We start from the raw sequence: 20,220 nt of genomic DNA, 5'->3' as shown, positions 1-20,220 counted from the left end.
GCCGTTCCCTAGCTCTGGGACGCGAGCCGCACCGGCGCATCCAGGTTGGCCACGACCTCGCCGAATGGCCCCGTCACGTTGCCGCCGGACAGGCGCTCGCGCAGCCGGAGCGGCAGCAGCGGGAACACCAGTTCGGCGAAGCGGTAGGCCTCCTCCAGGTGCGGATAGCCCGAGAGGATGAAGGTGTCGATGCCCAGGTCGGCGTACTCCTGCATGCGCGCGGCCACGGTCGCGGGGCTGCCCACCAGGGCGGTGCCCGCACCGCCGCGCACCAGGCCGATGCCGGCCCACAGGTTGGGGCTGATCTCCAGCGCTGCGCGCGATCGGCTGGAGGCACCGCCCTTGGCGCGCGCCTGCGCGTGCAGCGCGGCCATGCGCTGCTGGCCCACGGAATCCATCTTGGCGAACACCGCCTGGGCGCGGTCCACGGTGGCGTCATCGAGCCGGCTGATCAGCGCGTCGGCCGCGCGCCAGGCTTCGTCCTCGGTCTCGCGCACGATCACGTGCAGGCGGATGCCGAACTGGAGCTGGCGGCCCTGCCGGACGGCGCGCGTGCGTACCGCATCGATCTTGGCGGCCACGTCGGCCGGCGGCTCGCCCCAGGTCAGGTAGGCCTCGACCTGCTCGGCCGCCAGGTCTTGCGCGGCCGCAGAGGAGCCCCCGAACCACACCGGCGGGTGCGGCTTCTGCACCGGCGGGTACAGCAGCCGCGCGCCCTTGACGCTCAGGTGCTTGCCCGCGAAGTCGTAGCTTTCCGTGCCATGGCTGCGCGCCAGGATCTCGCGCCAGATGCGGATGAACTCGGCCGACTGCGCGTAGCGCGATGCGTGGTCCTGGAACACGCCATCGCCCTCCAGTTCGCCCTGGTCGCCACCGGTGACGAGGTTGACCAGCAGGCGCCCGCCCGAGAGCCGGTCGAAGGTCGCGGCCATGCGCGCGGCCAGGGCCGGCTGATGCAGGCCGGGCCGCACGGCGACGAGGAACTTCAGGCGCTGCGTCGCGCCGACCAGGCTGGATGCGATCACCCAGGGGTCTTCGCACGAGCGGCCCGTGGGGATCAGCACGCCCTCGTAGCCCAGGCGGTCGGCCGCACCGGCCACCTGCTGCAGATAGGACAGATCGACCTGGCGCGCGCCCTCGGCGGTGCCGAGGTAGCGGCTGTCGCCGTGGGTGGGGAGGAACCAGAAGACTTGCATGGTCGATCAGGCGGCGATGCCGGGCGCTGCGGCCTCGAGCACCTTGATGGGCTTGGGGATGAGCTTGAGTCCGTAGAAGGTGTCGGCGATCTGCTGCTGCTCGGCGAGGATGGCGCGCGTGATCGGCGTGGTGCCGTAGCGGCTGCGGCCGACGGACAGCTCCAGCACCGGCTTGGGCAGGCCCAGCAGCGCGGCCAGTTCGCCCGCGAAGGCGTTGTTGTTGGCCTCCGCCCAGCGGTCCAGCGCGTCGATCTCCGCGACCACGGCGGCCAGCACGTCGGCGTTCCTGGCCGCGTAGTCCAGCGAGGAGAAGTAGTAGGCACGGTTGCCCACCACGCCCTGCGCATCGGCCAGCACGCGCCCACCCAGTGTCTTCTCGGCGGCAGCGAGGAACGGGTCCCAGATCACCCAGGCGTCGATCGAGCCCTTCTCGAAGGCCGCGCGCGCATCGGCCGGCGCCAGGAAGACCAGGTTCAGGTCGCTGTACGCCAGGCCGTGCTTTTCGAACAGCTTGACGATGAAGTAGTGGACGTTGCTGCCCTTGTTCAGCGCGATCTTCTTGCCCTTGAGATCGGCCACGCTCTTGATGGCCGACTGCGCCGGCACCAGCACGGCCTCGGACGCCGGCCGGTGCACGGTGGCGGCCACGTAGGCCAGCGGCGCGCCGGCGGCCTGGGCGAAGATGGGCGGCGCTTCGCCCACGTCGCCGAAGTCGATGGAGCCGACGTTGAGCGCTTCCAGCTGCACCGGGCCGGCCGTGAACTCGGTCCACTGGACGGCCAAGCCGAGCGGCGCCAGCCGCTTGTCCAGCGTGCCGCGGCCCTTGAGAACGCTGAGCACGCCCTTCTGGTGGCCGATGCGCAGGCTGCGCTGCGGTGCCCGCGCGAAGGCGCCGAAGGTTGGCAAGGCGATGGCGGCGGCCGTGGCCTGCACCAGGCGGCGGCGCGGAAGGGAGATGGTGGTGGTCATGTCTTGTGTCTCTGAACAATCAATCCTGGGCGAACGCCGCGGCCTGGCCCACCCGGAAGGGCTGGCGAGCCGGCTCGGGCGCGTGCAAGCTGTCGGCGATCCCCTGCGGACCGGCCGCCCAGCCACGGGCGATGGGCTGGGCGTTGATCCCGTCGCGGCGCAGTGCGGGTTCGCCCCCTTCTGCGGGCAGGCCCTGCAGCGTCGCGATGCGCTCGGCACGCGCCTGGGCCTTGACGGGCATGGACAGCAGGCCCACGGCCAGCGCGATGGCGGCCACGGCCAGCAGGGCCGCGCCGAAATGGCGCAGTGCGCTGCGCCAGAACGGGGCTTCAGGGGTCGGCGCTTGGGCAGGCGCAGCGGCTTGGGGCAGCATGGACGGGTCTCCGGCAGGGTTGGTGCCGCCAGTGTCCGAAGCCCGGTCCCTCATGAGAACGAATCAATGTGTGCGTGCTTATGCGTTTTCCGAGCAAGCACGCCATGCGACGCGCCGTCACGTGAATGGGGGATGTGCGGCGGCCCCACCCCGTCCTAGCATCCACCCGCCGCCCCGCACATCGGCCGGGGCCTGGGGAGTCGCAATGCAACACGCCAACGCAGTGCTTCTGGGAATCACCCTGCTGCTCGGTGCCTGCGCCAGCATGGACACCGCGCCGCCGCCCGCGCCGCAGAGCCGGCCTGCCACCGCCGAGGAACAGGCGACCGCCGCCTTCTATCTCCAGTACGCGGTGCTCGCGGCCGATGTCTACACCTCGGAGATGGAGCTGCAGATGCAGGTGGTGCGCTCGCTGAGTTCCCCGCTGATCGCCCAGGATGCCGAGGTGGCCGAGAAGATCAAGAACTTCGGGACGGACGCCTATGCCGCCAACCTGCTGGCGGGCTATCTGAAGGCCATCTCGGACGGCTGCCGGGACGCGGACCCGACCTCGGTCGAGCTGCTGCACCAGGAGGAAGACCTCGCCTCGCTGGTGCAGGACATCCAGACCATGGGCTGCGCGGAGGCACGGCGCCGGCATGGAGGCAACACCGAGCCGCGGAGCCGACAGGCCGGCCGCGACTGCGGCCTGAAGGATGTGGCGCCCGCGCTGTACGCCCCAGCGCCCGAGATGCAATGGCGGTATGTGCCGGAGCTGCAGAAGTACGCCCGCGCCAGGAGTTGGGCCGTCTTCGTGCCGCATCTGAAGATCGACGTCTGGTACCGGACTCGGCTGACGGAAAAGGATGCACCCATCACGGAGTACGCCATCGTCTTCCGTGGAACCGCCGGCTCGGGCGGCTGGCTGTCGAACCTGCGTGGCGTCTCGATCGTGACGCCGTTCATCTACGACCACTATCTGCAGGCGCGCAAGTCGACCGAGGACATCATCCAGCAGATCGTCTTCACCCACAGGCTCAAGGCCAGGATCCTCGGCAAGCCGGACGACAAGGTCCTCATCACCGCCGTCGGCCATTCGCTGGGCGGCGGCCTGGCGCAGTACGCCTACCTGACCAACCCGCAGATCACCCGCGTGGTGGGCTTCAATCCCTCACCGGTCAATGGCGCCTCGACCATTCCCGTCTCCGAGCGGGCCAACGTCAACAGCGGGCGTCCGGTCAACCTCCGGGCGCCCGCCCATCCGAACCGCGACGACAGCGAGGGCGCGTACAACGCTGAGATGCTGCGCCGGCTGGACAAGGCGTCGGAAGAGGCCGGCCCCAGGACCATCGACGCAGATCCCCGCCCGACGGCGGCACCGCTGCGCAAGCACATCGCCCGCCTGGCCGAGCCCGGGCACACCGATGCGGCCATCTTCCTGCTGTACGAACGCGGGGAGATCCTGACGGGCTTGTTCCCCTGTGCGCGCGGTGCCATGTGGTCCGCCGGCACCGGCCCGGTGGTGGCCTGCGACGCGGTCAACTACCAGGTGGGCAATTCGCTGCGCCAGCATGAGATGGGGCCGCTGGTCTGCGGCCTGGCCGCATCGGCGCGCCACCCCCAGCCTTCCCAACTTGCAGGAGTTCAGCCATGAGCACGGTCCATTCCCCGATGAAGCTTCTCGGCGCCGTGTGCCTCGCGCTGTCGATGGCCCTGTCTGCAGGCTGCGGCGCCTTGCCACCCGTCCAGGAGAAGATCAGCACACCGGACACCGAGGATGCGGCCGCGCCGCGGGACATCTTCGTGTTCCTGGACGGCACGCGCAACGACCCCTCGAGCGCCACGAACGTGTGGCGGCTGTACGAAGCGGTCAGCCGCGCCGGGCGGCACGCCATCTACATCGAAGGCGTCGGCTCCGCAGAGACGCCGCTGCTGGGCGCCGCCTGGGGTGTGGGCATGGAGGCGCGGATCCTGCGGGGCTACGCCTATCTGTCCAGCACCTACCGCCCTGGCGACCGGATCTTCATCTTCGGATTCAGCCGCGGCGCGCACCAGGCGCGCGCGCTGGCCGGACTCATCGCCTATGCGGGCCTGATCGGCAACGCCGGCCAGTACAGCGCATCGCAGTTGCGCACCCGCGGCAACAGGGTTCTGGAACTCACCAAGCAGTACGACGACATCGCCACCAGCGCCCCGATGCAGGCGCATCCCGAGACGCCGCCCCTGCTCGGCGTCGTCGCGTCCAGGCTGGGCATGTCCAACGTCGTGGCGCCCGTCGAATTCCTGGGCCTGTGGGACACGGTGCCGGGCTCGTCCTTCAAGGACTACAAGGACTGCCGCGAGGTGGCCGACGGCCGCGAAGGCGACCGGTACAAGGTGGGTTCGTATCCGCTGATCAGGCACATCGCCCACGCCGTGGCGCTGGACGAAAAGCGCAGCAAGTTCGCCCCCATCGCCCTGTGCCAGCCGGTGGCGGGCCACCTCACCCGCACCGACGAACAGTGGTTCGCGGGCGCGCACTCGGACGTCGGGGGCGGCTATGCCGTGTCGACGATGCACCTCGCTGCGCTGAACTGGATGGTCGGGCTGCTGCGCCCGCACCTGAGCGCAGCGATCGCGGACTTCCCCGGCGCGGCGCCCGCGCAGCCGGCCCATTGGTCCATGGCCGATGCACCGGGCAATGCGTTGAGCGAATGCATCGACCGCGCGGTGCCCGACGGTGCCACGCTCCACCCGTCCGCACTGGCCTACAGAAGCGCCGCCAGCGCGCCTCTCCTGGTCAAGGGGCGGGTGGTGGACAGCCCCAACCCGCCCCGCTGCGACAACGTCGGCGCTCGTTAGCGCCACGCCAACGCCGGCCGGCGGCGGGCCACTGCCCAGCGATTGGGCAATCCGTGTGCAGGCCGCGCCGTTGCTGGGCCTGCGCCCACTGCCCAGCCGTTCTTCACAGTGTTGTCCACAGGACCTGGGGGCAAGCTGCCGGCGCCCGCGCGCCACAATCGCCGGCAAGGGAGGCGCACAGGATGCTGGAAGGCTACGCAGCGGTGCTGCTGGTGGGGCTGCTCGCGGGTGCGGTCAGCGGGGTGATCGGCACGGGCTCGTCGGTGATGCTGCTGCCGGTGCTGGTCCACGCCTTCGGGCCCAAGCAGGCGGTTCCCGTCATGGCGGTGGCCGCCGTCGTCGGCAATGCGGCACGCGTGCTGGCCTGGTGGCGCCTGGTGGATTGGCGGGCCGTCTGCGCCTACGCGCTGCCGGGCGCGCCGGCCGCAGCGCTCGGCGCGCGCACGCTGTGGGCCATGCCCGCGCACGCCGTCGACATCGCGCTAGGCCTGTTCTTCCTGCTCGTGGTGCCGCTGCGCCACTGGCTGCAGCAGCGCCAGTGGCGCCTGCAGCTGTGGCAGCTGGCCGTGGCCGGTGCCTTCATCGGCTACCTGACCGGGCTGGTGCTGTCGACCGGGCCGCTCAGCGTGCCGGCCTTCTCGGCCTACGGCCTGGTCAAGGGCGCCTTCATCGGCACGGAAGCCGCCAGCGCACTGCTGCTGTACGTGGCCAAGTCGCTGGCCTTCGCGCAGCTCGGCGGCCTGCCCCCGGAGGTGCTGGCCAAGGGCCTCATCGTGGGCGCGGCGCTGATGGCCGGCACCTTCGCCGGCAAGGCCTTCGTGCTGCGCCTGCCGGGGACGCTGTTCCAGCGCCTGCTGGACGCGCTGCTGCTGCTCTCGGGGCTGGCGCTGCTGGCGGCGGCCTGGCGCTGAGCCGACCGGCCTGCCCCGTTGTTGCCCGGCGGTCAGCCCAGCTTCAGCTTCCTGGTGGAGATCAGCCGCTCGACCTGCCCGGCCCCGGTGCGGATCAGGTCTTGCAGTCCGCCCGGTGCCGGATCGCTGTCGACCGTCAGGTGCTCACGCCCCAGCGCCGTCCTGAAGTCCGGATCCATCACCACGCTGGCCGCGGCCGCCACCAGCGCGCGCAGGCGCACGGCCGGCACGCGCCGGTGGACGAACAGGCCGTGCCAGTTCTCGATGTCCACGCCGGGCATGCCGGCCTCCCGCAACGTCGGGACCGCGGGCAGGGACGGCAACCGCGATGCCGAGCTGACCGCAAGCGGCCGCACGCGCCCCTCGCGCTGCAGCGTGAGGGCCGTGCCGACGTTGACCAGGTTCAGGTGCAGACGCCCGGCCACCAGATCGGGCAACGAGGCCGCGACGGACTTGTACGGCACATGCAGCAAGGAGACGCCAGCCTGCGCGCACACTGCCTCCATCACCAGGTGCGGCAGGCTTGCCTCGCCGGTGGAGCCATAGGCCAGGGCACCCGGCCTGGCGCGCGCCAATGCGAGCACATCGGCAAGCTGCGCCGCGGGCACGCTGGCCGATGCCATCAGCACCGCGGCGGTGGAAGCCAGCTTGGCAACGGGAACGAGCCGGTCCGGATCGGGCGACTGGCGGATCGCCGGCCGCACCACCTGGGTGCCGGTGTTGCCGAGCAGCAGCATGGAGCCATTGGTCGGACCCTGCGCGATGGTCTGCAGCGCAATCGCACCCGCGCCACCGGGCCGCTCGAGCGCGACCATGGCCTGCCCGGCATAGGTGGGCCACGCCGACGCGAGCGCGTGGGCCAGCTTGTAGGAAGCACCGCCGGCCGCCGCCGGCACCACCAGCTGGACCCACGGCGTGGCCGCCTCGACGGCCGCCAGCGCCGCCGCCGGCCGCAGCACCAGGCAGGCCGCGCCCATGCAGGCCGTGCGCCGCCTCATGCGGGCGCTCCGGCGGGCGGCACGAGGCAGCCGCAGCGCGCGGCCACGCTGCGCACGGTCTGGCGCATCCAGTCCAGCCCGCCGTCGCCCTCACGGTGCTGGCTCCACTGCATCAGCATGCGCACCGGCGACAGGCGCCACGGCGTGGGGAGGATCTGCAGGGGCAGTTCCTCGGCCTGGCGCCGCGCCAGCTTGGAGGCCACGGTCGCGATCCGGTCGGTGCCGACGACGAACGCCGCCAGCATCGCCGGGCTCGCGCAGACCACCTCCACACGGCGCACGATCTGCAGCCTGTCCACCGCATGCTGCTCGCCGCCCGGCAGGCCCTGCGGGCCGTAGCGCGTGCCCACGTGGCCCAGGGCCTGGTAGGTGCGCCGGCTCAGGCCGCGCGCCACACGGCGGTTGCCTTTCCAGGCGATGCAGACGTACTCATCCTCGATGACGGGGACGCTCGGGAACGCGGGGCTGGCGAACGGTTCGCCTGCAAACGCCAGGTCGATGTCGCCGCGCCGCAGATGGTCGCCGATGCGGTCCGGCGAGGTTTCCATCCACTCGAGCGTGACGCCAGGCGCCGCCTTGCGCAGGTGCTGCACCAGGGGTGCACCCAGCACCAGCAGCGTCATGTGCGATGCGCACAGCACGAAGCGCCGCCGGTCGCGCAGCGGCTCGAAGGTGGGCCGCAGCGATACCGTCTCCTCGACCTGCTGCAGCAAGGCGCGGACTGGCGTGCGCAGCACCTGGCCCAGGGGCGTGAGCATCAGCACGCGCCCTGCCGGCACCAGCAGTGGATCGTTGAAGTGCTCGCGCAGCCGGGCCAGTGATCCGCTCATGGTCGACTGGGTCACGTGCAGGCGCTCTGCCGCAGCGGTGACGCGCTCGGTCTGGAGCAATGCATCCAGCGCCAGCAGCAGGTTCAGGTCCAGTCCGTGCAATCGCATGCGCTGACTATAGGCAGCAGGGCCCGTGCGCCGGATCGGGGCTTACGTCAGGTATCGGCGCCGCCGATGTGTCCCATGGCGGCAAACCATTGTTCAGCTGCCCGCTGCATCGCTAAGGTTGCGCTCGCCGGAACCGACCGGATTCCTACAGGAGACAACATGCAAGCACACCAGGGACCCAGCCCGCGCTGGAAGCACGCCGGCCATGCCGCGCTGGCCACGGCCACCATCGGACTCATCGCGGCCTGCGGCGGCGGTGGCGACGACGACACCGCCGCGCCACCGCCGGCCGCGGCACCGCTGGCCATCAAGACCTGCGAAGGCCTGCAGGGCCAGAGCGTCGCGGCCGCGGAGATCGGCCTGCCCAGCGGCGGCGCGACCATCACCTCGGCGACGCGCGCAGCGGCCGTGGCGCCCTATGCCGATGCAGAGGGCGAACACCTGCTGACCACGCCGGCGCGCTGCCTGGTGCTGGGCCAGATCGCCTCCGTCGATCCGGCGGCGCCGCCGGTCAACTTCGCCATCAACCTGCCGCTGGAGAACTGGAACCGCCGTGCACTGCAGTCGGGCGGCGGCGGCCTGGGCGGGGCCGTCGTCACGGCCCCGGGCCAGAAGGCATCGGGCCGTTTCGACCCGATGCCGGTGGACGCGCCCTACCCGATCACGCTGGGCTACGTGACCTTCGGCAGCGACGGCGGCCACAGCGGCTCGGCCGACTATGCGTTCACGCGCAGCGACGAGGCCATGCGCAACTGGGCTTCCGAGCACCTGAAGAAGACGCGCGATGTGGCGCTGGCCGTGGTCCGGCGGGCCTATGGCGAAGCCGCGCAGAAGGTGTTCTTCAGCGGCGAATCGGCCGGCGGGCGCGAGGCGCTGATGGTGGCCCAGAAGTACCCCAACGACTACGACGGCGTGATCGCCACCTCGCCGGTGATCCAGTGGAACGGCATCCACCTGTTCGACAACCGGCTGCGCGACCGGCTGGCCACGGGTTTCCTGGACGCGGCGGCCATCCGGCTCGTCGCCGACAGGACACGCGCCAGCTGCGACCTGGCCGACGGGCTGGCCGACGGCGTGGTCGCGCAGTACCTTGCTTGCAGCAACGACGTGGCGACGCTGCGCTGTCCGGACGGCAACACCGGCACAGGCTGCCTGTCCGACGCGCAGATCGCCTCGGTCAACGCGCTGCGCGAGCCCGCCGAACTCGGCGTCACGCTGGCCAACGGCAGCAGCCGCTTCCCCGGCTATGCGGTCACGGGCGACGAGGACGGCACGGGCTTCCAGTGGCCCTTCTATCCCGTCGGCAGCGTGGCTCCGTCGCTGGATCTGCCGCCGGGGCGCGGCAACGAGGCCGGCCGCGGCGCGGTCCTGAACTTCGCGACCTACTGGATCCGGCACGCCATCGTGCAGGACGACAGCTTCAACCCCTACGGCTTCGACCCCGCGCCCTATGCGGCCCGCATCCAGTACCTGTCCAGGCTGTTCGACGCGACCAACCCCGACCTCGCCGCGTTCTCCGCGCGCGGCGGCCGGCTCATCGTGGTCCATCCTTCTGCGGACAACGCGGCACCGCTGACGATGTCGGGCCAGTACTACCGCAGCGTGGTCGCCACGATGGGGCAGGAGGCGGCGGACCGCGCCATGCGCCTGTACGTCGGTCCCGGCGGCAGCCACAACGTCGGCGGCGTCACGCAGATCGACGCGCTGACGCTGCTGGAGAACTGGGTCCTGAAGGGCGAGGCGCCGCCGGATGCCCCGGTGGCCTACTACAAGAGCGTGGCCGATGCCAGCACCATCCGCGCCATGCCGGCCTGCCGCTACCCCGCCTACCCACGCTATGTGGGCGGCGACCAGAAGCTCGCGGCAAGCTTCACCTGCACCACCCGCAGCGACCCGCTGGGGGGCTGAGCGCCCCGGCCCGGCCTTGCCGGGCCGCTGCCCTACCGGCATGCCCGAGGCCTGGGCCGGCGCACCGCGGTCGGCCACAATCCAGCCAGCAGAATCACCCGCTGGAGCATGACCAAAGCACCGCAGCCCCGCGCCCCGGCCCGCACACCGGGCGCGCAGAAGAAGCCCCATCCGACCGTCGACCTCGACCACTACGCGCCGGCTTACCTCACCTGGATCGCGAACAAGCTGTCCGGGGGCGCATCCAGCGCCTACCTGCGCGCGTTCGAGGTCGGCATCGAGACCTGGCGCATCCTCGTCCTGCTGGCCATCGAGGATGAGCTCACCGCGCAATCCATCTCCAGGACGCTCGGCATGGACAAGGCCTCCGTGAGCCGGGTCTTCAAGACCATGCAGGCCGACGGCCTGCTCACGTTCGGCCTGGACGACAAGGATGGCCGGCTGCGGCTGGCGACCATCACGGAGAAGGGCCGCACGCTGCACAACCAGATCCTGGCGCTGGCACGCGAGCGCGAGCGCGTGTTCCTGTCGGTGCTCTCCCCTTCGGAGCAGGGCACCCTGCTGGACCTGCTGCGCCGGCTGCACGACAACCTTCCTGCCGTGGAGAAGGCCACCTCGGCCTTTCTCGAACAGCACTACCCCGCGGCCGCCACACGCCGGCCGCGCGGCTGACGCGCACGCTCAGGCCGACGCGGCCAGCAGGCGCTGGACCACCCGGCGGGCCCGGTTCCCGCCCGCGTCGACATGGATGTCGATCCACTCGGGCTTGCCGCCGAACTGCCGGATGTTGCGGTACTGCTCCTCGATGACGAGGCGGTCCTCGTCGAAGGTGAACGCGGTCTGCTGGATGACCGCCTGGCTGTTGTCCGGCTTGTCCGGGTGGCGCGTGCTGGACATGCTCCAGAAGTAGTGGCAGGTGTCCTCGGTCTCGGGCGTGATGCCGTGCAGGCCGCGCATGTGGAAACCGCCGCGCTGCGGATCGTCGATGGAATCCGTGCCGGGCTCGATGGCTCCCGTCCAGATCCTCAGGTGCGACAGCGCGAACTCGATCTCCTGCCATCGGTCGCAGGTGTCGCCGAACGGCCAGGCCGCCTTGTAGGTGGGCGGCGGCCGCGAGCCCGGCATCTGCCGCACCACCTTGACGGTGTCGCCGTCCTGCGTGACCTGCATGCCCGCGTTCATGTGCAGCCGCGCATCGCCGCCGATGGTCTGCAGGTGCACGTAGCCCAGGTGGCTCAGGTCCAGCAGGTTGTCGTGGATGAGCTGCCACGGTGCCTTGTAGTGGTATGCGCCCGTTCCGAAGGTGTAGCGGGGGTCGTTGTGCCAGGGATAGTCCGGCGCCTCGCAGGTCGGCGCACCGCCGGCCTCCCTGGGCATCCAGATCCACAGGATGTGGTTCTTCTCGGCGATGTGGTACGCCCGCACCTTGGCCTTGCTCGGAACGCGCTCCTGGCCCGGTATCTCCAGGCACTGGCCGTTGGGTGCGTACAGCATGCCGTGGTAGCCGCAGCGCACGCCCTTCTCCTCCACCGTGCCGCAGGACAACGGCAGCGAACGGTGGCAGCAGCGGTCTTCCAGCGCCGCCACCTGGCCGTCGGCGGTGCGGAACATCACCACGCGCTGCTCCAGGAACGTGCGGCCGACCGGCTTGTCCACCACGTCGGTGGAAAAGCCGGCCATGTACCACTGGTCGAGCGGGAACTTGGGGGCGGCCGGGGTCGCCGACACCGGCTGGATGGGAATGCACTGGGCGGTCATGGGTTCTCCTTCAAGGGCGTGGGCTGTGGCTCACAGGTCTAGAACAAGGGCGGCTGTCCTGGCGCGCGAACAGCACGGCGTGAAGAGCCGGTTGTCCGCGCGCTCGGCGTCCATCAGGCAGCTGTCGCGGTGCTCGGGCGTTCCCTCGAGCACGGCGGTGGTGCAGGTCCCGCACACGCCGGACTCGCATGAATAATTTACGTCGATGCCGGCGTCCAGCAGCACCTGCAGGGCCGTCGTGCCGGCGGGCACATCGAGCGTGGCGCCAGACCTGGCCAGCCGCAGCTGGAACGGCCGGTCGCTCGAGGCATCTGGGGCGGTGCCCGCGAAATGCTCGCGGTGCAGGCGCTCCTGCGCCCAGCCAGCGGTCGCGGCCGAGGCGAGCACGTGGTCCATGAACCCGGCCGGGCCGCAGACGTAGAGGTGCGCACCCGGCGGCGCCGCGCACAACGCCGCCACGGCATCGAACTGCCGGGTGGCCGCCTCGCTGAAGTACAGGCGGGACCGGTTGCCGAAGGCCCCCAGCGCAATCTCGTCGCGGAACGCCATGCGCGCAGGTGAACGCGCGCAGTAGTGCAGTTCGAAGGGCTTGCCGTCCCGGTGCAGCTGCCGCGCCATGGCCAGGATGGGCGTCACCCCGATGCCGCCGGCGACCAGCACGCTGTGCGGCGCATCGCACAGCGCGAACAGGTTCTTCGGTGCGCTGACCTGCAGCCGCGAGCCGACCTGCACGAGCTCGTGCATGCCCGACGACCCGCCGCGCGACGCCGGCTCGCGCAACACGCCGATGCGCCAGAAGCTGGCGTCCCCCGGGTCGCTGCACAGCGAATACTGGCGCACCTGGCCCGACGGCACACGCACGTCGATGTGCGCGCCCGCGCGGAAGGCCGGGAGCGATGCGCCCCCTGCGCGCTCGAGCTCGAAGCTGCAGATGCCGTCCGCCTCGACACGGCGCGCACGCACCCTGACATCCAGTTCAACCATCTCGTCTACCTCTCTCCGTGCCGCCCCGACCTGGGCGGCTCTTGGGTTCCCGGGCGGAGAGAAACCGCTCGGTCGCTTCCTCCACATGGGGCAGGTTCTCGTGCACGCGCTGGAGCAGCGACAGCAAGGACTTCGCCTCTTCGTCGGTGAGCACCTTCAGCAGCGCCCGCTCGCGCTCCAGCGCCACGCCGCGGATGGCGTCGTGCAGGGACCGTCCCTTCTCCGTGAGCACCGCGATGCGCGCACGGCCGTCGTTCTGGTCGAGCGCAATGCGGATGAGGCCGCCCTGCTGCATGCTCTTGAAGCAGCGGCTGACCGAGGCCTTGTCCATGCCGATCACGCGCGAGACCTGGTGGGCCGAGCAGGCACCGTCCACCGCCAGCAGCACCAGGCAGCGCCAGACCTCGATGCCGACGCCGAAGTGCCTGAGGTAGAAGCCGGAGGCGCCACGCGACAGCTTGTTCGCGGTCCAGGTCAGGTACGCCGGGACATAGCGCTCCAGGTCGATGTGCGTGCCGCGTTGGCCTGCCCGCGGCCGGCCTGCCCGCAGATCGCGGTTCTCGGCGTGCATCTCAATGCACCGCCATGCCGACCCAGCGTTCCAGCGTGTCGGTGTCTTTCGCCAGCTTCGCGGCATCGTCCTCGTGCACCACGGCCCCGTGGTCGAGGATCACGGCACGGCCCGCGTAGGCCAGGGCCTCGTCGACCTGCTGCTCCACGATGACGACGCTGATGCCGGTCTGCTGGCCCATGTGGCGAAAGGCCGCCAGCAACTCCTGGCGGATCAGCGGCGCCAGGCCTTCGAGCGGCTCGTCCATGAGCAGCAGCCTGGGCTGGCCCAGCAAGGCACGCGCAACGGACAGCATCTGCTGCTCGCCGCCCGACAGCTGGTTGCCGCCGTTGTGGCGCCGCTCCGCCAGGCGCGGGAACAGGTCGTAGGCCTCGCTGAGCGCGGCCTTGGGCCGGCGCTTCAGACCGGCCAGCAGGTTCTCTTCCACCGTGAGCGAGGGGAACACGTCGCGCGTCTGCGGCACCAGGCCCAGCCCGCGCTCCGCGCGCTGGTGGGCCGACAGCCGCGACACGTCCTCACCGGCGAAGAGGATGGAGCCACCGCGCAACGGCACCACGCCCATGACCGCACGCAAGGCCGTTGTCTTGCCAACGCCGTTGCGGCCGATCATGGCGAGCCGCTCGCCGCGCGCGACCTGGAAGGACAGGCCATCGAGCACCGTCATCGGACCGTAGCCGGCCTGGACGGATTTCACTTCGAGCATCAGGGCAGACATGTCAGTTTCCGAGGTAGGCGGCGCGCACCCGGGGGTCGCGCCGGATGTCGTCCGGGCTGCCTTCGGCCAGCACCGCGCCTTCGCACAGCACCACGATGCGGTTGGCGAAGCGGAACACCAGGTCCATGTCGTGCTCGATGATGAGCACGCCCAGGTCTTTGGGCAGCGCATCCAGCGCAGAGAGCAGCCGGGCGCCGTCGCCCTTGGGCACGCCCGCCATGGGCTCGTCCAGCAGCAGCACCTTGGGCCGCAGCGCCATGGCCAGCGCCATCTCGATGAGGCGCTGCTCGCCGTAGGCCAGGTCTTCGGTGGCGGTCGCGGCATGGGCGCGCAGGCCGAAGCGTCCCAGCAGCTCCTGCGCCTCGGCGGTCAGCGCCGGGTAGCTGTCCACGCTGCGCCAGGCGCTGGCGCTCAGGCCTTCGCGCTCGAACAGCGCCATCTCGATCTGCCGCTGCACGGGCAGGTGCGGCGCCAGCGTGGTGATCTGGAAGGTGCGGGCCAGCCCGTGCCGGACCCGCCTGGCCTGCGGCAGCCGCGTGACGTTCTCGCCGCGCAGCCAGACCTCGCCGCTGTCCGAGGGCACGACGCCGCTGATCTGGTGCACCAGCGTCGTCTTGCCGGCGCCGTTGGGGCCGATCAGTGCGAGGCGGTCGCCGGCGTCCAGGCGGAACGACACCTGGCGCGTGACGTGCAGGCCGCCGTAGCGCTTGTCGACCTGGCGCAATTGCAGCAAGGGGCTCATGGCGCACCTCCGAGGCGGGCGCGCAGCCAGGCCGTGGCCTTGGCCGGCGGGACCAGCACCACCAGCATGAGCAGGCCACCGACGATGAACAGCCAGTGGTAGGGATTGATGGACGAGGCCGTGTGGTGCAGCACCAGGAAGACGGCAGCGCCGATGAGCGCTCCCGTCAACCGCCCCGCCCCGCCCAGGATGAGCATGACCAGCGCCTCGGCGGACAGCGCGAACGACAGGCTGTCCAGGCCAACCACGGCCGTGGTCTGCGCAGACAGGGCGCCCGCGGCGCCGGCCAGTGCACCGGCCGCGGTGTAGATGCCCAGCAGCCGCCGGTAGACAGGCGTGCCCAACGCGGCCATGCGGGCCCGGCTCTCGTGGATGCCCCGTACCGCCAGGCCGAAGGGCGAGTCGACCAGGCGCCGGGCCGCGTAGAAGCCCAGCACGAGCACGCCCAGCGTGTAGCAGGCAGCGACGCGGCCTTCCAGGTCGAATGCGAACCGGCCCAGCAGCGGACCCATGCTGAAGCCCGACAGCCCGTCGTCACCGCCGGTCCAGGCCCGGGCCTTGTGGGCCGCCGACAGCACCAGCTGCGACACCGCCACCGTCAGCATCAGGAAGGTGAAGCCCTGGTAGCGCAGCAGGAAAGCGCCGCTCAGACCGGCCAGCAATGCGCCTGCCAGCAGGCCCACGCCCAGCCCGACCAGCGGATCGGGTGCGACGCGGAGCGCGAACACGCCGGCCGCGTAGGCGCCCATGCCGAACATCGCGGCATGGCCCAGTGTCGCCAGCCCGGCGATGCCCACGACCAGGTCGAGCGACAGCACGAACAGGCCGACGATGAAGATGCGCGTCAGCAGGCCCAACTGGTCGGGCATGCCGGCGCAGGCCGCCAGGCCCAGTGCCAGGGTCAGGGCCGGCGCACGCCAGGCGGGCGCGCAGCGTGGGCCGGCTGCAGCGGCCCCGGCGGTGGCCGCTGCGGGTTCGGTAAGGGAGATCGTGTTCATCGCTTCAGCAATCCGTTCGGGCGCCACGCCAGCACGATGGCCATCGCCGCGAAGAAGAAGAGGCTGCCCCAGTCGGATGCGAGGTACTTGCTCGCCGTCTCGATGAGGCCCAGCAAGATGGCCGCGCACAGCGAGCCGGCGATGCTGCCCATGCCGCCCACGGCCACGACCACCAGCACCAGCACCAGGTACTTGAGCGCGTAGTACGGCTCGAGCGGCATGACCTCGGCGCCGAGCACGCCACCCAGGCCCGCAAGGGCGGCGCCGGCGGCGAAGGTCAGGCACTGCACGGTGCGGATGGGAATGCCCAGGGACGACGCCGTGCCCGGGTGGTCCACGGTGGCGCGCAGCCAGATGCCGAAGCGCGTGCGGGTCACGGTCAACGCCGCGGCCAGCGCGACGGCGACGCCCACCGCGATCACCAGCAGGCGCTGCGCCGGCATGGTGCGGAACCCGAGGTCGATGGAGCCGGCCAGCGAGGGCGGCAGCTGCACCATCTGCACCTGCGGCCCGGCCAGCGCGTTCGTCGTGGCGATCAGCACGAAGGTCAGGCCGATGGTGAACAGCACCTGGTCGAGCTCCTTGCGCTGGTAGAGGTGGCGCAGCACGGTGGCTTCGAGCACGGCACCCAGGCACCCGGTGGCCAGCACGGCCAGCGGCACGGCGAGCCAGAAGCTCCATTGCAGCTCCCGCGTGAGCAGCGCCGCGCAGTAGCCCCCGACCATGGCGAAGGCGCCGTGGCTCAGGTTGACGAAGCGCATCAGTCCCAGCGTGACCGACAGCCCGACGGCGATCACGAACAGCACCATGCCGTACGCGAGTCCGTCGATGAGGATGTTGGAGAGCGTGTTCACGTGGCCTCGCGCGTCACTGGCCCAGACCGAAGTCGACCTGCGGCCCGAAGCTCAGCGTCTCCGTGTTGACCAGCGCACCGCCCTGCTTCTCCACCTTGCGCAGGTAGACGTTCTGCGTGATGTGGCGCGACTTGCCGTCGATGCGCACGGGCCCGCGCGGGCTCTCCCACTGCAGTTCGCGGGCGGCGGCCAGCGCCTTGGCACCGTCCCTGGCGCCGCCGGTCGCCTCGATCATCTTGTGGATGACGTACATGCCGTCCCAGGCGCCCACCGATGCGTAGTTCGCCACGGCCGCCGGGTCCTGCTTCCTGAGCGCGGCCACGAAGGCCTTGTTCTGCGGCGAGTCGTGCGCGCCGGAGTAATGGAAGGCCGTGGTCAGGCCCAGCGCGCTGTCGCCGAACTTCTGCAGGTCGAACTCGTCGGTCTCGGCCGTGCCCAGGAACTGGATGCCGGCACGGGCCAGTCCGTTCTCGTTGTAGGCCTTCACGAAGCCCAGGTTCGGCGGGCCGCCGGGCAGGAAGGTGTAGACGGCCTGCGCGCCGCTGGCGCGGATGCGCTGCGCGAAGGGGCCGAAGTCGGTCGTGGCGATCGGCATGCGGATGCTCTCGACCACCACGCCGCCATGCTTGGCGAACTCGCTCTTGAACGCCGCCTCGGCGTCGATGCCCGGACCGTAGTCGGTCACGGCCGTGACGACCTTCTGCATGCCCTGCTTCGCCGCCCATTGGGCCAGCGGCACGGTGACCTGCCACAGCGTGTAGCTGGTGCGGATGAAGTACTCGGACTTCTCGGTGATGGACGAGGTCGCGGCGTTGAAGATGACCGTCGGCGTCCTGGACTGCTGGATCAACGGTGCCACCGCCATCGCGTTCGGCGTGAACACGAAGCCCCCCAGGTAGTCGACCTTGTTCTTGACGATGAGCTCCTGCGCCATGACCTTGGTCTGCGCGGGATTCGGGCCGCCCGTGTCGCGGTAGATGAGCTCGACGCTCTTGCCCGCGAGCTTGCCGCCCTGGCTGGCGACATAGGCCTCTGCCCCCGCCTTGAACAGCGTGCCGTAGTGGGCGAACGGGCCCGAGAACGGCCCGATGATGCCGATCTTGACGGTGGAATCCTGCGCCAGCGCGAGGTGGGGAATGAGAGCCATAGCGGCCAGCGCTGCGCCGCACAGAACACGTCGGGTCAGTGGCATGTTTGCCTCCTTGGTTGTCGTGCCGCTCGGGGGGTGCGGCCATCGGAGCGCGATTTTGGTTGAATTACCAACTAGTTGCAATCACAACTACTTGGGGGTTAACCCTTGTTGCCGGTCAGCGGAGTGGCGGGGCGATGGGGAAAGGCTCTGCAGGCCGGGCGGTCCGGGTGCCTGCAGGGCGGGCGCCGCGTGGCGGCCCCGGTGCGGTGCAGTCCGTTGCATGGCGAGGGCGAGACCAAGACCCCTCCATGGGCGGGGCAGCCTGGCTTGTCACCCAGGTCCGGTGTCTGCCGTGTTCAGCGTCGCGGCCCTTGCCGGCCATGCGGCGCTCGGGCACTGCGGCAAGGCTGCCGAGGTGCGCTCGACGCATGCGCCGGCGCGTTCGGCGCTCTCGCTTCTGTTGCTCTGTCGGGCAGGTCGCCGCCGCCGACAGGCTGGTTCAGAACAGGACCTCTGCCCTGCCCTACTTCAGCGGTGCGGTCAGCTGCTGGAAGCTGCCGACCAGCACGCCCTTGGCCAGCACATGGCCACGCATGGCGGCCAGCAGTTGGTCGCGGTCGGCGGCGGGCGGCAACTCCAGCGTGCGGTCGAGCGCGAAGACCTGGAAGTGGTAGCGGTGCGGCGGGTCCATCACAGGAGGCTTGGGGCCGTAGTAGCCCGGCGCGCCGCGCGTCGTCGTGCCCTGCAGCACGCCTTCGGGCTCGGTCAGGCGCAGCTGCTCCTGCAGGCCCTCGGGCAACTGTGTCACGCCGGCCGGGATGTTCCAGGCCAGCCAGTGCACGAAGGGCGTCACGGGCCGGGCGTCGGGGTCTTCCATGATGAGCGCATAGGACTTCGCGCCGGCCACGGGCGTCCAGCGCAACTGCGGCGACACGCCGTCCGCGTACTCGCTGTGGCGCAGCGGGATCGTGCCCTGCGGCGCGATGCTGGCGGAGCCGACCTGCAGCGTGCCGGCCGCGCGCGTCTCCTCGCGCTCCATGGCCAGCGGCACGCCACTGCCGCGCATGGCCTGCGCGCGCATGGGCTCGGCCGGCGGCGCACCGGCGCTGCCACCGGCGCCCTGGCCCGTGTAGGCGATGCGGTAGACCACGCCGTTCGCGTCGTCGGCCATCAGCAAAGCGCCGTCCCGGGCCATCGCCAGGCCCACGGGCCGCGCCACATGCGTGCTGCCGCCGTCGGTCAGGAAGCCCGTCACGAAGGGCTCGAACCTCTGCGGCCGGCCATCGGCGAAGCGGATGCGCACGATCTCGTAGCCCGAAGCCGGCTTGCGGTTCCACGAGCCGCGCATGGTGACGAAGGCATCGCCCTGGTACTCCGCCGGGAAGGCGCCGCCCGTGTAGAACAGCATCTGCATGGGCGCGGCATGGGCCGTGTAGCCCATCACCATGGGTGTGCTGAGCGCCGCCCACTGTGCCTTGCTGACTTCGCCCACGGGTGTGCTCTGCGGGTTGACGCCGTCCTGGCCCCAGATGTGCGGCCAGCCGTACTGCTTGCCCCGCTCGATGCGGTTGAGTTCCTCCGGCTGCACGTCGTCGCCCAGGAAGTCGATGCCATGGTCCATGCCCCACAGCGCGCCGGTGCGCGGCTCCCAGTCGAAGCCGATGGTGTTGCGCAGGCCGCTGGCGAAGATGGTGCGGCTCTTGCCGTCGGGCGCGATGCGCAGCAGCGCTGCGTTCTCGTGGTTGGATTCGTTGCAGGCATTGCAGGTCGAGCCCACGCTCAGGTACAGCATGCCGTCGGGCCCGAAGGCCATGGTGCGGTTGGGGTGCTGGCCCGCGTCGGGCAGGTCGCCGAGCAGCATCTCCAGCGGGCCCAGCAGGCCGTCGGCCAGGATCGGTGCCCGGAACAACTCCCGGACGGTGGCGATGTACAGATGGCCCGCGTGGATGGCCAGGCCGTGGGCGCCGGCACGGTTGGCCACGATCACGCCGGGGCCGTCGGCCTGGCCGTCGCCATCGGCGTCGCGCAGCATGACCACGTCGCCCTGGTCGCGCCGGCTCAGGTAGACCGTGCCGTCGGGCGCGACCGCGAGGATGCGCGCGTTCTTGAGGCCGGCCGCGAACACCGAGACCGCAAATCCCGGCGGCGCTCGCAGGGCCTGCACCCCGGCCTGCGTCAGCGCGACCTTGGCGGGCTTGAACACATGGGTGCGGATCGGCACGTCGGTGCCGTCGCCTTGTTGGGCGGAGGCGGCCAGGGCGCAGAGCGCGCCCAAAGCCAGCACGGCGGCACGCAAGGGGCGGAAAGCGGGAAAGGTCATGGGGGGAAGCAGGGTGGAGTCAATCGCCGCAGT

Annotated in this window: 19 protein-coding genes; 5 read left to right on the top strand and 14 right to left on the bottom strand. The window is 70.8% G+C overall.

Annotated features, from left to right (window positions below; genetic code table 11):
- Window positions 1-8: 8 nt before the first annotated feature.
- Genes ssuD through DES41_RS33865 form a run of 3 tightly spaced genes read right to left on the bottom strand, consistent with a single transcriptional unit; the run spans window position 9 to window position 2,538 of the window.
- Entirely contained in the window at window positions 9-1,196 is a 1,188-nt protein-coding gene (ssuD, locus tag DES41_RS33875) for an FMNH2-dependent alkanesulfonate monooxygenase (protein WP_114472029.1), read from the bottom strand.
- A 6-nt stretch (window positions 1,197-1,202) separates the two neighbouring features.
- On the bottom strand, window positions 1,203-2,165 hold the full coding sequence (locus DES41_RS33870) for a sulfonate ABC transporter substrate-binding protein (RefSeq protein WP_114472028.1): 963 nt from the start codon (window positions 2,163-2,165) through the stop codon (window positions 1,203-1,205).
- Window positions 2,166-2,184: 19 nt separating this feature from the next.
- Entirely contained in the window at window positions 2,185-2,538 is a 354-nt protein-coding gene (locus tag DES41_RS33865; protein ID WP_114472027.1) for a hypothetical protein, read from the bottom strand.
- A 205-nt stretch (window positions 2,539-2,743) separates the two neighbouring features.
- Here DES41_RS33865 and DES41_RS33860 point away from each other — a divergent pair, with 205 nt between their 5' ends.
- The 3 genes from DES41_RS33860 (at window position 2,744) to DES41_RS33850 (ending at window position 6,269) form a co-directional block, all read left to right on the top strand.
- Window positions 2,744-4,171: an alpha/beta hydrolase family protein gene (locus DES41_RS33860; RefSeq protein ID WP_114472026.1), complete on the top strand. Its 1,428-nt coding sequence runs from the start codon at window positions 2,744-2,746 to the stop codon at window positions 4,169-4,171.
- Window positions 4,168-5,358 (top strand): phospholipase effector Tle1 domain-containing protein, encoded by a 1,191-nt coding sequence (locus DES41_RS33855; protein ID WP_114472025.1) that lies wholly within the window; start codon window positions 4,168-4,170, stop codon window positions 5,356-5,358. Before DES41_RS33860 ends, DES41_RS33855 begins: the two co-directional genes overlap by 4 nt.
- Window positions 5,359-5,540: 182 nt before the next feature.
- Window positions 5,541-6,269, top strand: a complete 729-nt coding sequence (locus tag DES41_RS33850; RefSeq protein ID WP_114472024.1) for a sulfite exporter TauE/SafE family protein — start codon at window positions 5,541-5,543, stop codon at window positions 6,267-6,269.
- 32 nt (window positions 6,270-6,301) lie between these two features.
- Here the strand turns inward: DES41_RS33850 and DES41_RS33845 are convergent, their stop codons facing one another.
- Window positions 6,302-7,267 carry a tripartite tricarboxylate transporter substrate binding protein gene (locus DES41_RS33845; protein WP_114472023.1) on the bottom strand — a complete coding sequence of 322 codons (966 nt, stop codon included), beginning with the start codon at window positions 7,265-7,267 and terminating at the stop codon, window positions 6,302-6,304.
- The gene (locus DES41_RS33840) at window positions 7,264-8,205 is read right to left on the bottom strand and encodes a LysR family transcriptional regulator (protein WP_114472022.1); all 942 of its coding nucleotides are present in this window, start codon (window positions 8,203-8,205) and stop codon (window positions 7,264-7,266) included. The genes DES41_RS33845 and DES41_RS33840 overlap by 4 nt, the downstream gene beginning before the upstream one ends.
- A 159-nt stretch (window positions 8,206-8,364) precedes the next feature.
- Here DES41_RS33840 and DES41_RS33835 point away from each other — a divergent pair, with 159 nt between their 5' ends.
- A complete protein-coding gene (locus tag DES41_RS33835) occupies window positions 8,365-10,113 on the top strand; it encodes a tannase/feruloyl esterase family alpha/beta hydrolase (protein ID WP_170168378.1) in 1,749 nt (582 codons plus the stop codon).
- A 108-nt stretch (window positions 10,114-10,221) separates the two neighbouring features.
- Window positions 10,222-10,785: a MarR family winged helix-turn-helix transcriptional regulator gene (locus tag DES41_RS33830; RefSeq protein ID WP_114472020.1), complete on the top strand. Its 564-nt coding sequence runs from the start codon at window positions 10,222-10,224 to the stop codon at window positions 10,783-10,785.
- A gap of 9 nt (window positions 10,786-10,794) precedes the next feature.
- Here DES41_RS33830 and DES41_RS33825 read toward each other — a convergent pair whose 3' ends face one another.
- The 9 genes from DES41_RS33825 to DES41_RS33785 form a co-directional block, all read right to left on the bottom strand.
- The gene (locus DES41_RS33825; protein WP_114472019.1) at window positions 10,795-11,871 is read right to left on the bottom strand and encodes an aromatic ring-hydroxylating oxygenase subunit alpha; all 1,077 of its coding nucleotides are present in this window, start codon (window positions 11,869-11,871) and stop codon (window positions 10,795-10,797) included.
- A 30-nt stretch (window positions 11,872-11,901) separates the two neighbouring features.
- Window positions 11,902-12,855, bottom strand: coding sequence for a PDR/VanB family oxidoreductase (locus DES41_RS33820; protein ID WP_114472018.1), 954 nt, complete (start codon window positions 12,853-12,855; stop codon window positions 11,902-11,904).
- Window positions 12,848-13,426, bottom strand: a complete 579-nt coding sequence (locus tag DES41_RS33815; protein ID WP_170168377.1) for a MarR family winged helix-turn-helix transcriptional regulator — start codon at window positions 13,424-13,426, stop codon at window positions 12,848-12,850. The genes DES41_RS33820 and DES41_RS33815 overlap by 8 nt, the downstream gene beginning before the upstream one ends.
- Window position 13,427: 1 nt before the next feature.
- Window positions 13,428-14,141, bottom strand: a complete 714-nt coding sequence (locus DES41_RS33810) for an ABC transporter ATP-binding protein (RefSeq protein ID WP_114472016.1) — start codon at window positions 14,139-14,141, stop codon at window positions 13,428-13,430.
- Between the two features lies 1 nt (window position 14,142).
- A complete protein-coding gene (locus tag DES41_RS33805) occupies window positions 14,143-14,883 on the bottom strand; it encodes an ABC transporter ATP-binding protein (protein ID WP_114472015.1) in 741 nt (246 codons plus the stop codon).
- A complete protein-coding gene (locus DES41_RS33800) occupies window positions 14,880-15,881 on the bottom strand; it encodes a branched-chain amino acid ABC transporter permease (protein WP_114472014.1) in 1,002 nt (333 codons plus the stop codon). The genes DES41_RS33805 and DES41_RS33800 overlap by 4 nt, the downstream gene beginning before the upstream one ends.
- A complete protein-coding gene (locus DES41_RS33795) occupies window positions 15,878-16,735 on the bottom strand; it encodes a branched-chain amino acid ABC transporter permease (RefSeq protein WP_114472013.1) in 858 nt (285 codons plus the stop codon). The genes DES41_RS33800 and DES41_RS33795 overlap by 4 nt, the downstream gene beginning before the upstream one ends.
- A 13-nt stretch (window positions 16,736-16,748) precedes the next feature.
- Complete coding sequence (locus DES41_RS33790; RefSeq protein ID WP_170168376.1) at window positions 16,749-17,927, bottom strand: ABC transporter substrate-binding protein; 1,179 nt, start codon at window positions 17,925-17,927, stop codon at window positions 16,749-16,751.
- Window positions 17,928-18,390: 463 nt separating this feature from the next.
- The gene (locus tag DES41_RS33785) at window positions 18,391-20,187 is read right to left on the bottom strand and encodes a YbhB/YbcL family Raf kinase inhibitor-like protein (protein WP_114472011.1); all 1,797 of its coding nucleotides are present in this window, start codon (window positions 20,185-20,187) and stop codon (window positions 18,391-18,393) included.
- Window positions 20,188-20,220: the final 33 nt, after the last annotated feature.

The sequence above is a fragment of the Pseudorhodoferax soli genome, from assembly GCF_003337555.1.
Lineage (GTDB): Bacteria > Pseudomonadota > Gammaproteobacteria > Burkholderiales > Burkholderiaceae_C > Pseudorhodoferax > Pseudorhodoferax soli.
The sequence above is the reverse complement of the archived record's forward strand: the minus strand, read 5'-3'. Positions and strand labels throughout refer to the sequence as shown.

Excerpts from the sequence above, each read along its gene's own strand:
- ssuD (WP_114472029.1), bottom strand. The coding sequence starts at position 1,196 with ATGCAAGTCTTCTGGTTCCTCCCCACCCACGGCGACAGCCGCTACCTC.
- DES41_RS33870 (WP_114472028.1), bottom strand. The coding sequence starts at position 2,165 with ATGACCACCACCATCTCCCTTCCGCGCCGCCGCCTGGTGCAGGCCACG.
- DES41_RS33865 (WP_114472027.1), bottom strand. The coding sequence starts at position 2,538 with ATGCTGCCCCAAGCCGCTGCGCCTGCCCAAGCGCCGACCCCTGAAGCC.
- DES41_RS33860 (WP_114472026.1), top strand. The coding sequence starts at position 2,744 with ATGCAACACGCCAACGCAGTGCTTCTGGGAATCACCCTGCTGCTCGGT.
- DES41_RS33855 (WP_114472025.1), top strand. The coding sequence starts at position 4,168 with ATGAGCACGGTCCATTCCCCGATGAAGCTTCTCGGCGCCGTGTGCCTC.
- DES41_RS33850 (WP_114472024.1), top strand. The coding sequence starts at position 5,541 with ATGCTGGAAGGCTACGCAGCGGTGCTGCTGGTGGGGCTGCTCGCGGGT.
- DES41_RS33845 (WP_114472023.1), bottom strand. The coding sequence starts at position 7,267 with ATGAGGCGGCGCACGGCCTGCATGGGCGCGGCCTGCCTGGTGCTGCGG.
- DES41_RS33840 (WP_114472022.1), bottom strand. The coding sequence starts at position 8,205 with ATGCGATTGCACGGACTGGACCTGAACCTGCTGCTGGCGCTGGATGCA.
- DES41_RS33835 (WP_170168378.1), top strand. The coding sequence starts at position 8,365 with ATGCAAGCACACCAGGGACCCAGCCCGCGCTGGAAGCACGCCGGCCAT.
- DES41_RS33830 (WP_114472020.1), top strand. The coding sequence starts at position 10,222 with ATGACCAAAGCACCGCAGCCCCGCGCCCCGGCCCGCACACCGGGCGCG.
- DES41_RS33825 (WP_114472019.1), bottom strand. The coding sequence starts at position 11,871 with ATGACCGCCCAGTGCATTCCCATCCAGCCGGTGTCGGCGACCCCGGCC.
- DES41_RS33820 (WP_114472018.1), bottom strand. The coding sequence starts at position 12,855 with ATGGTTGAACTGGATGTCAGGGTGCGTGCGCGCCGTGTCGAGGCGGAC.
- DES41_RS33815 (WP_170168377.1), bottom strand. The coding sequence starts at position 13,426 with ATGCACGCCGAGAACCGCGATCTGCGGGCAGGCCGGCCGCGGGCAGGC.
- DES41_RS33810 (WP_114472016.1), bottom strand. The coding sequence starts at position 14,141 with ATGTCTGCCCTGATGCTCGAAGTGAAATCCGTCCAGGCCGGCTACGGT.
- DES41_RS33805 (WP_114472015.1), bottom strand. The coding sequence starts at position 14,883 with ATGAGCCCCTTGCTGCAATTGCGCCAGGTCGACAAGCGCTACGGCGGC.
- DES41_RS33800 (WP_114472014.1), bottom strand. The coding sequence starts at position 15,881 with ATGAACACGATCTCCCTTACCGAACCCGCAGCGGCCACCGCCGGGGCC.
- DES41_RS33790 (WP_170168376.1), bottom strand. The coding sequence starts at position 17,927 with ATGCCACTGACCCGACGTGTTCTGTGCGGCGCAGCGCTGGCCGCTATG.
- DES41_RS33785 (WP_114472011.1), bottom strand. The coding sequence starts at position 20,187 with ATGACCTTTCCCGCTTTCCGCCCCTTGCGTGCCGCCGTGCTGGCTTTG.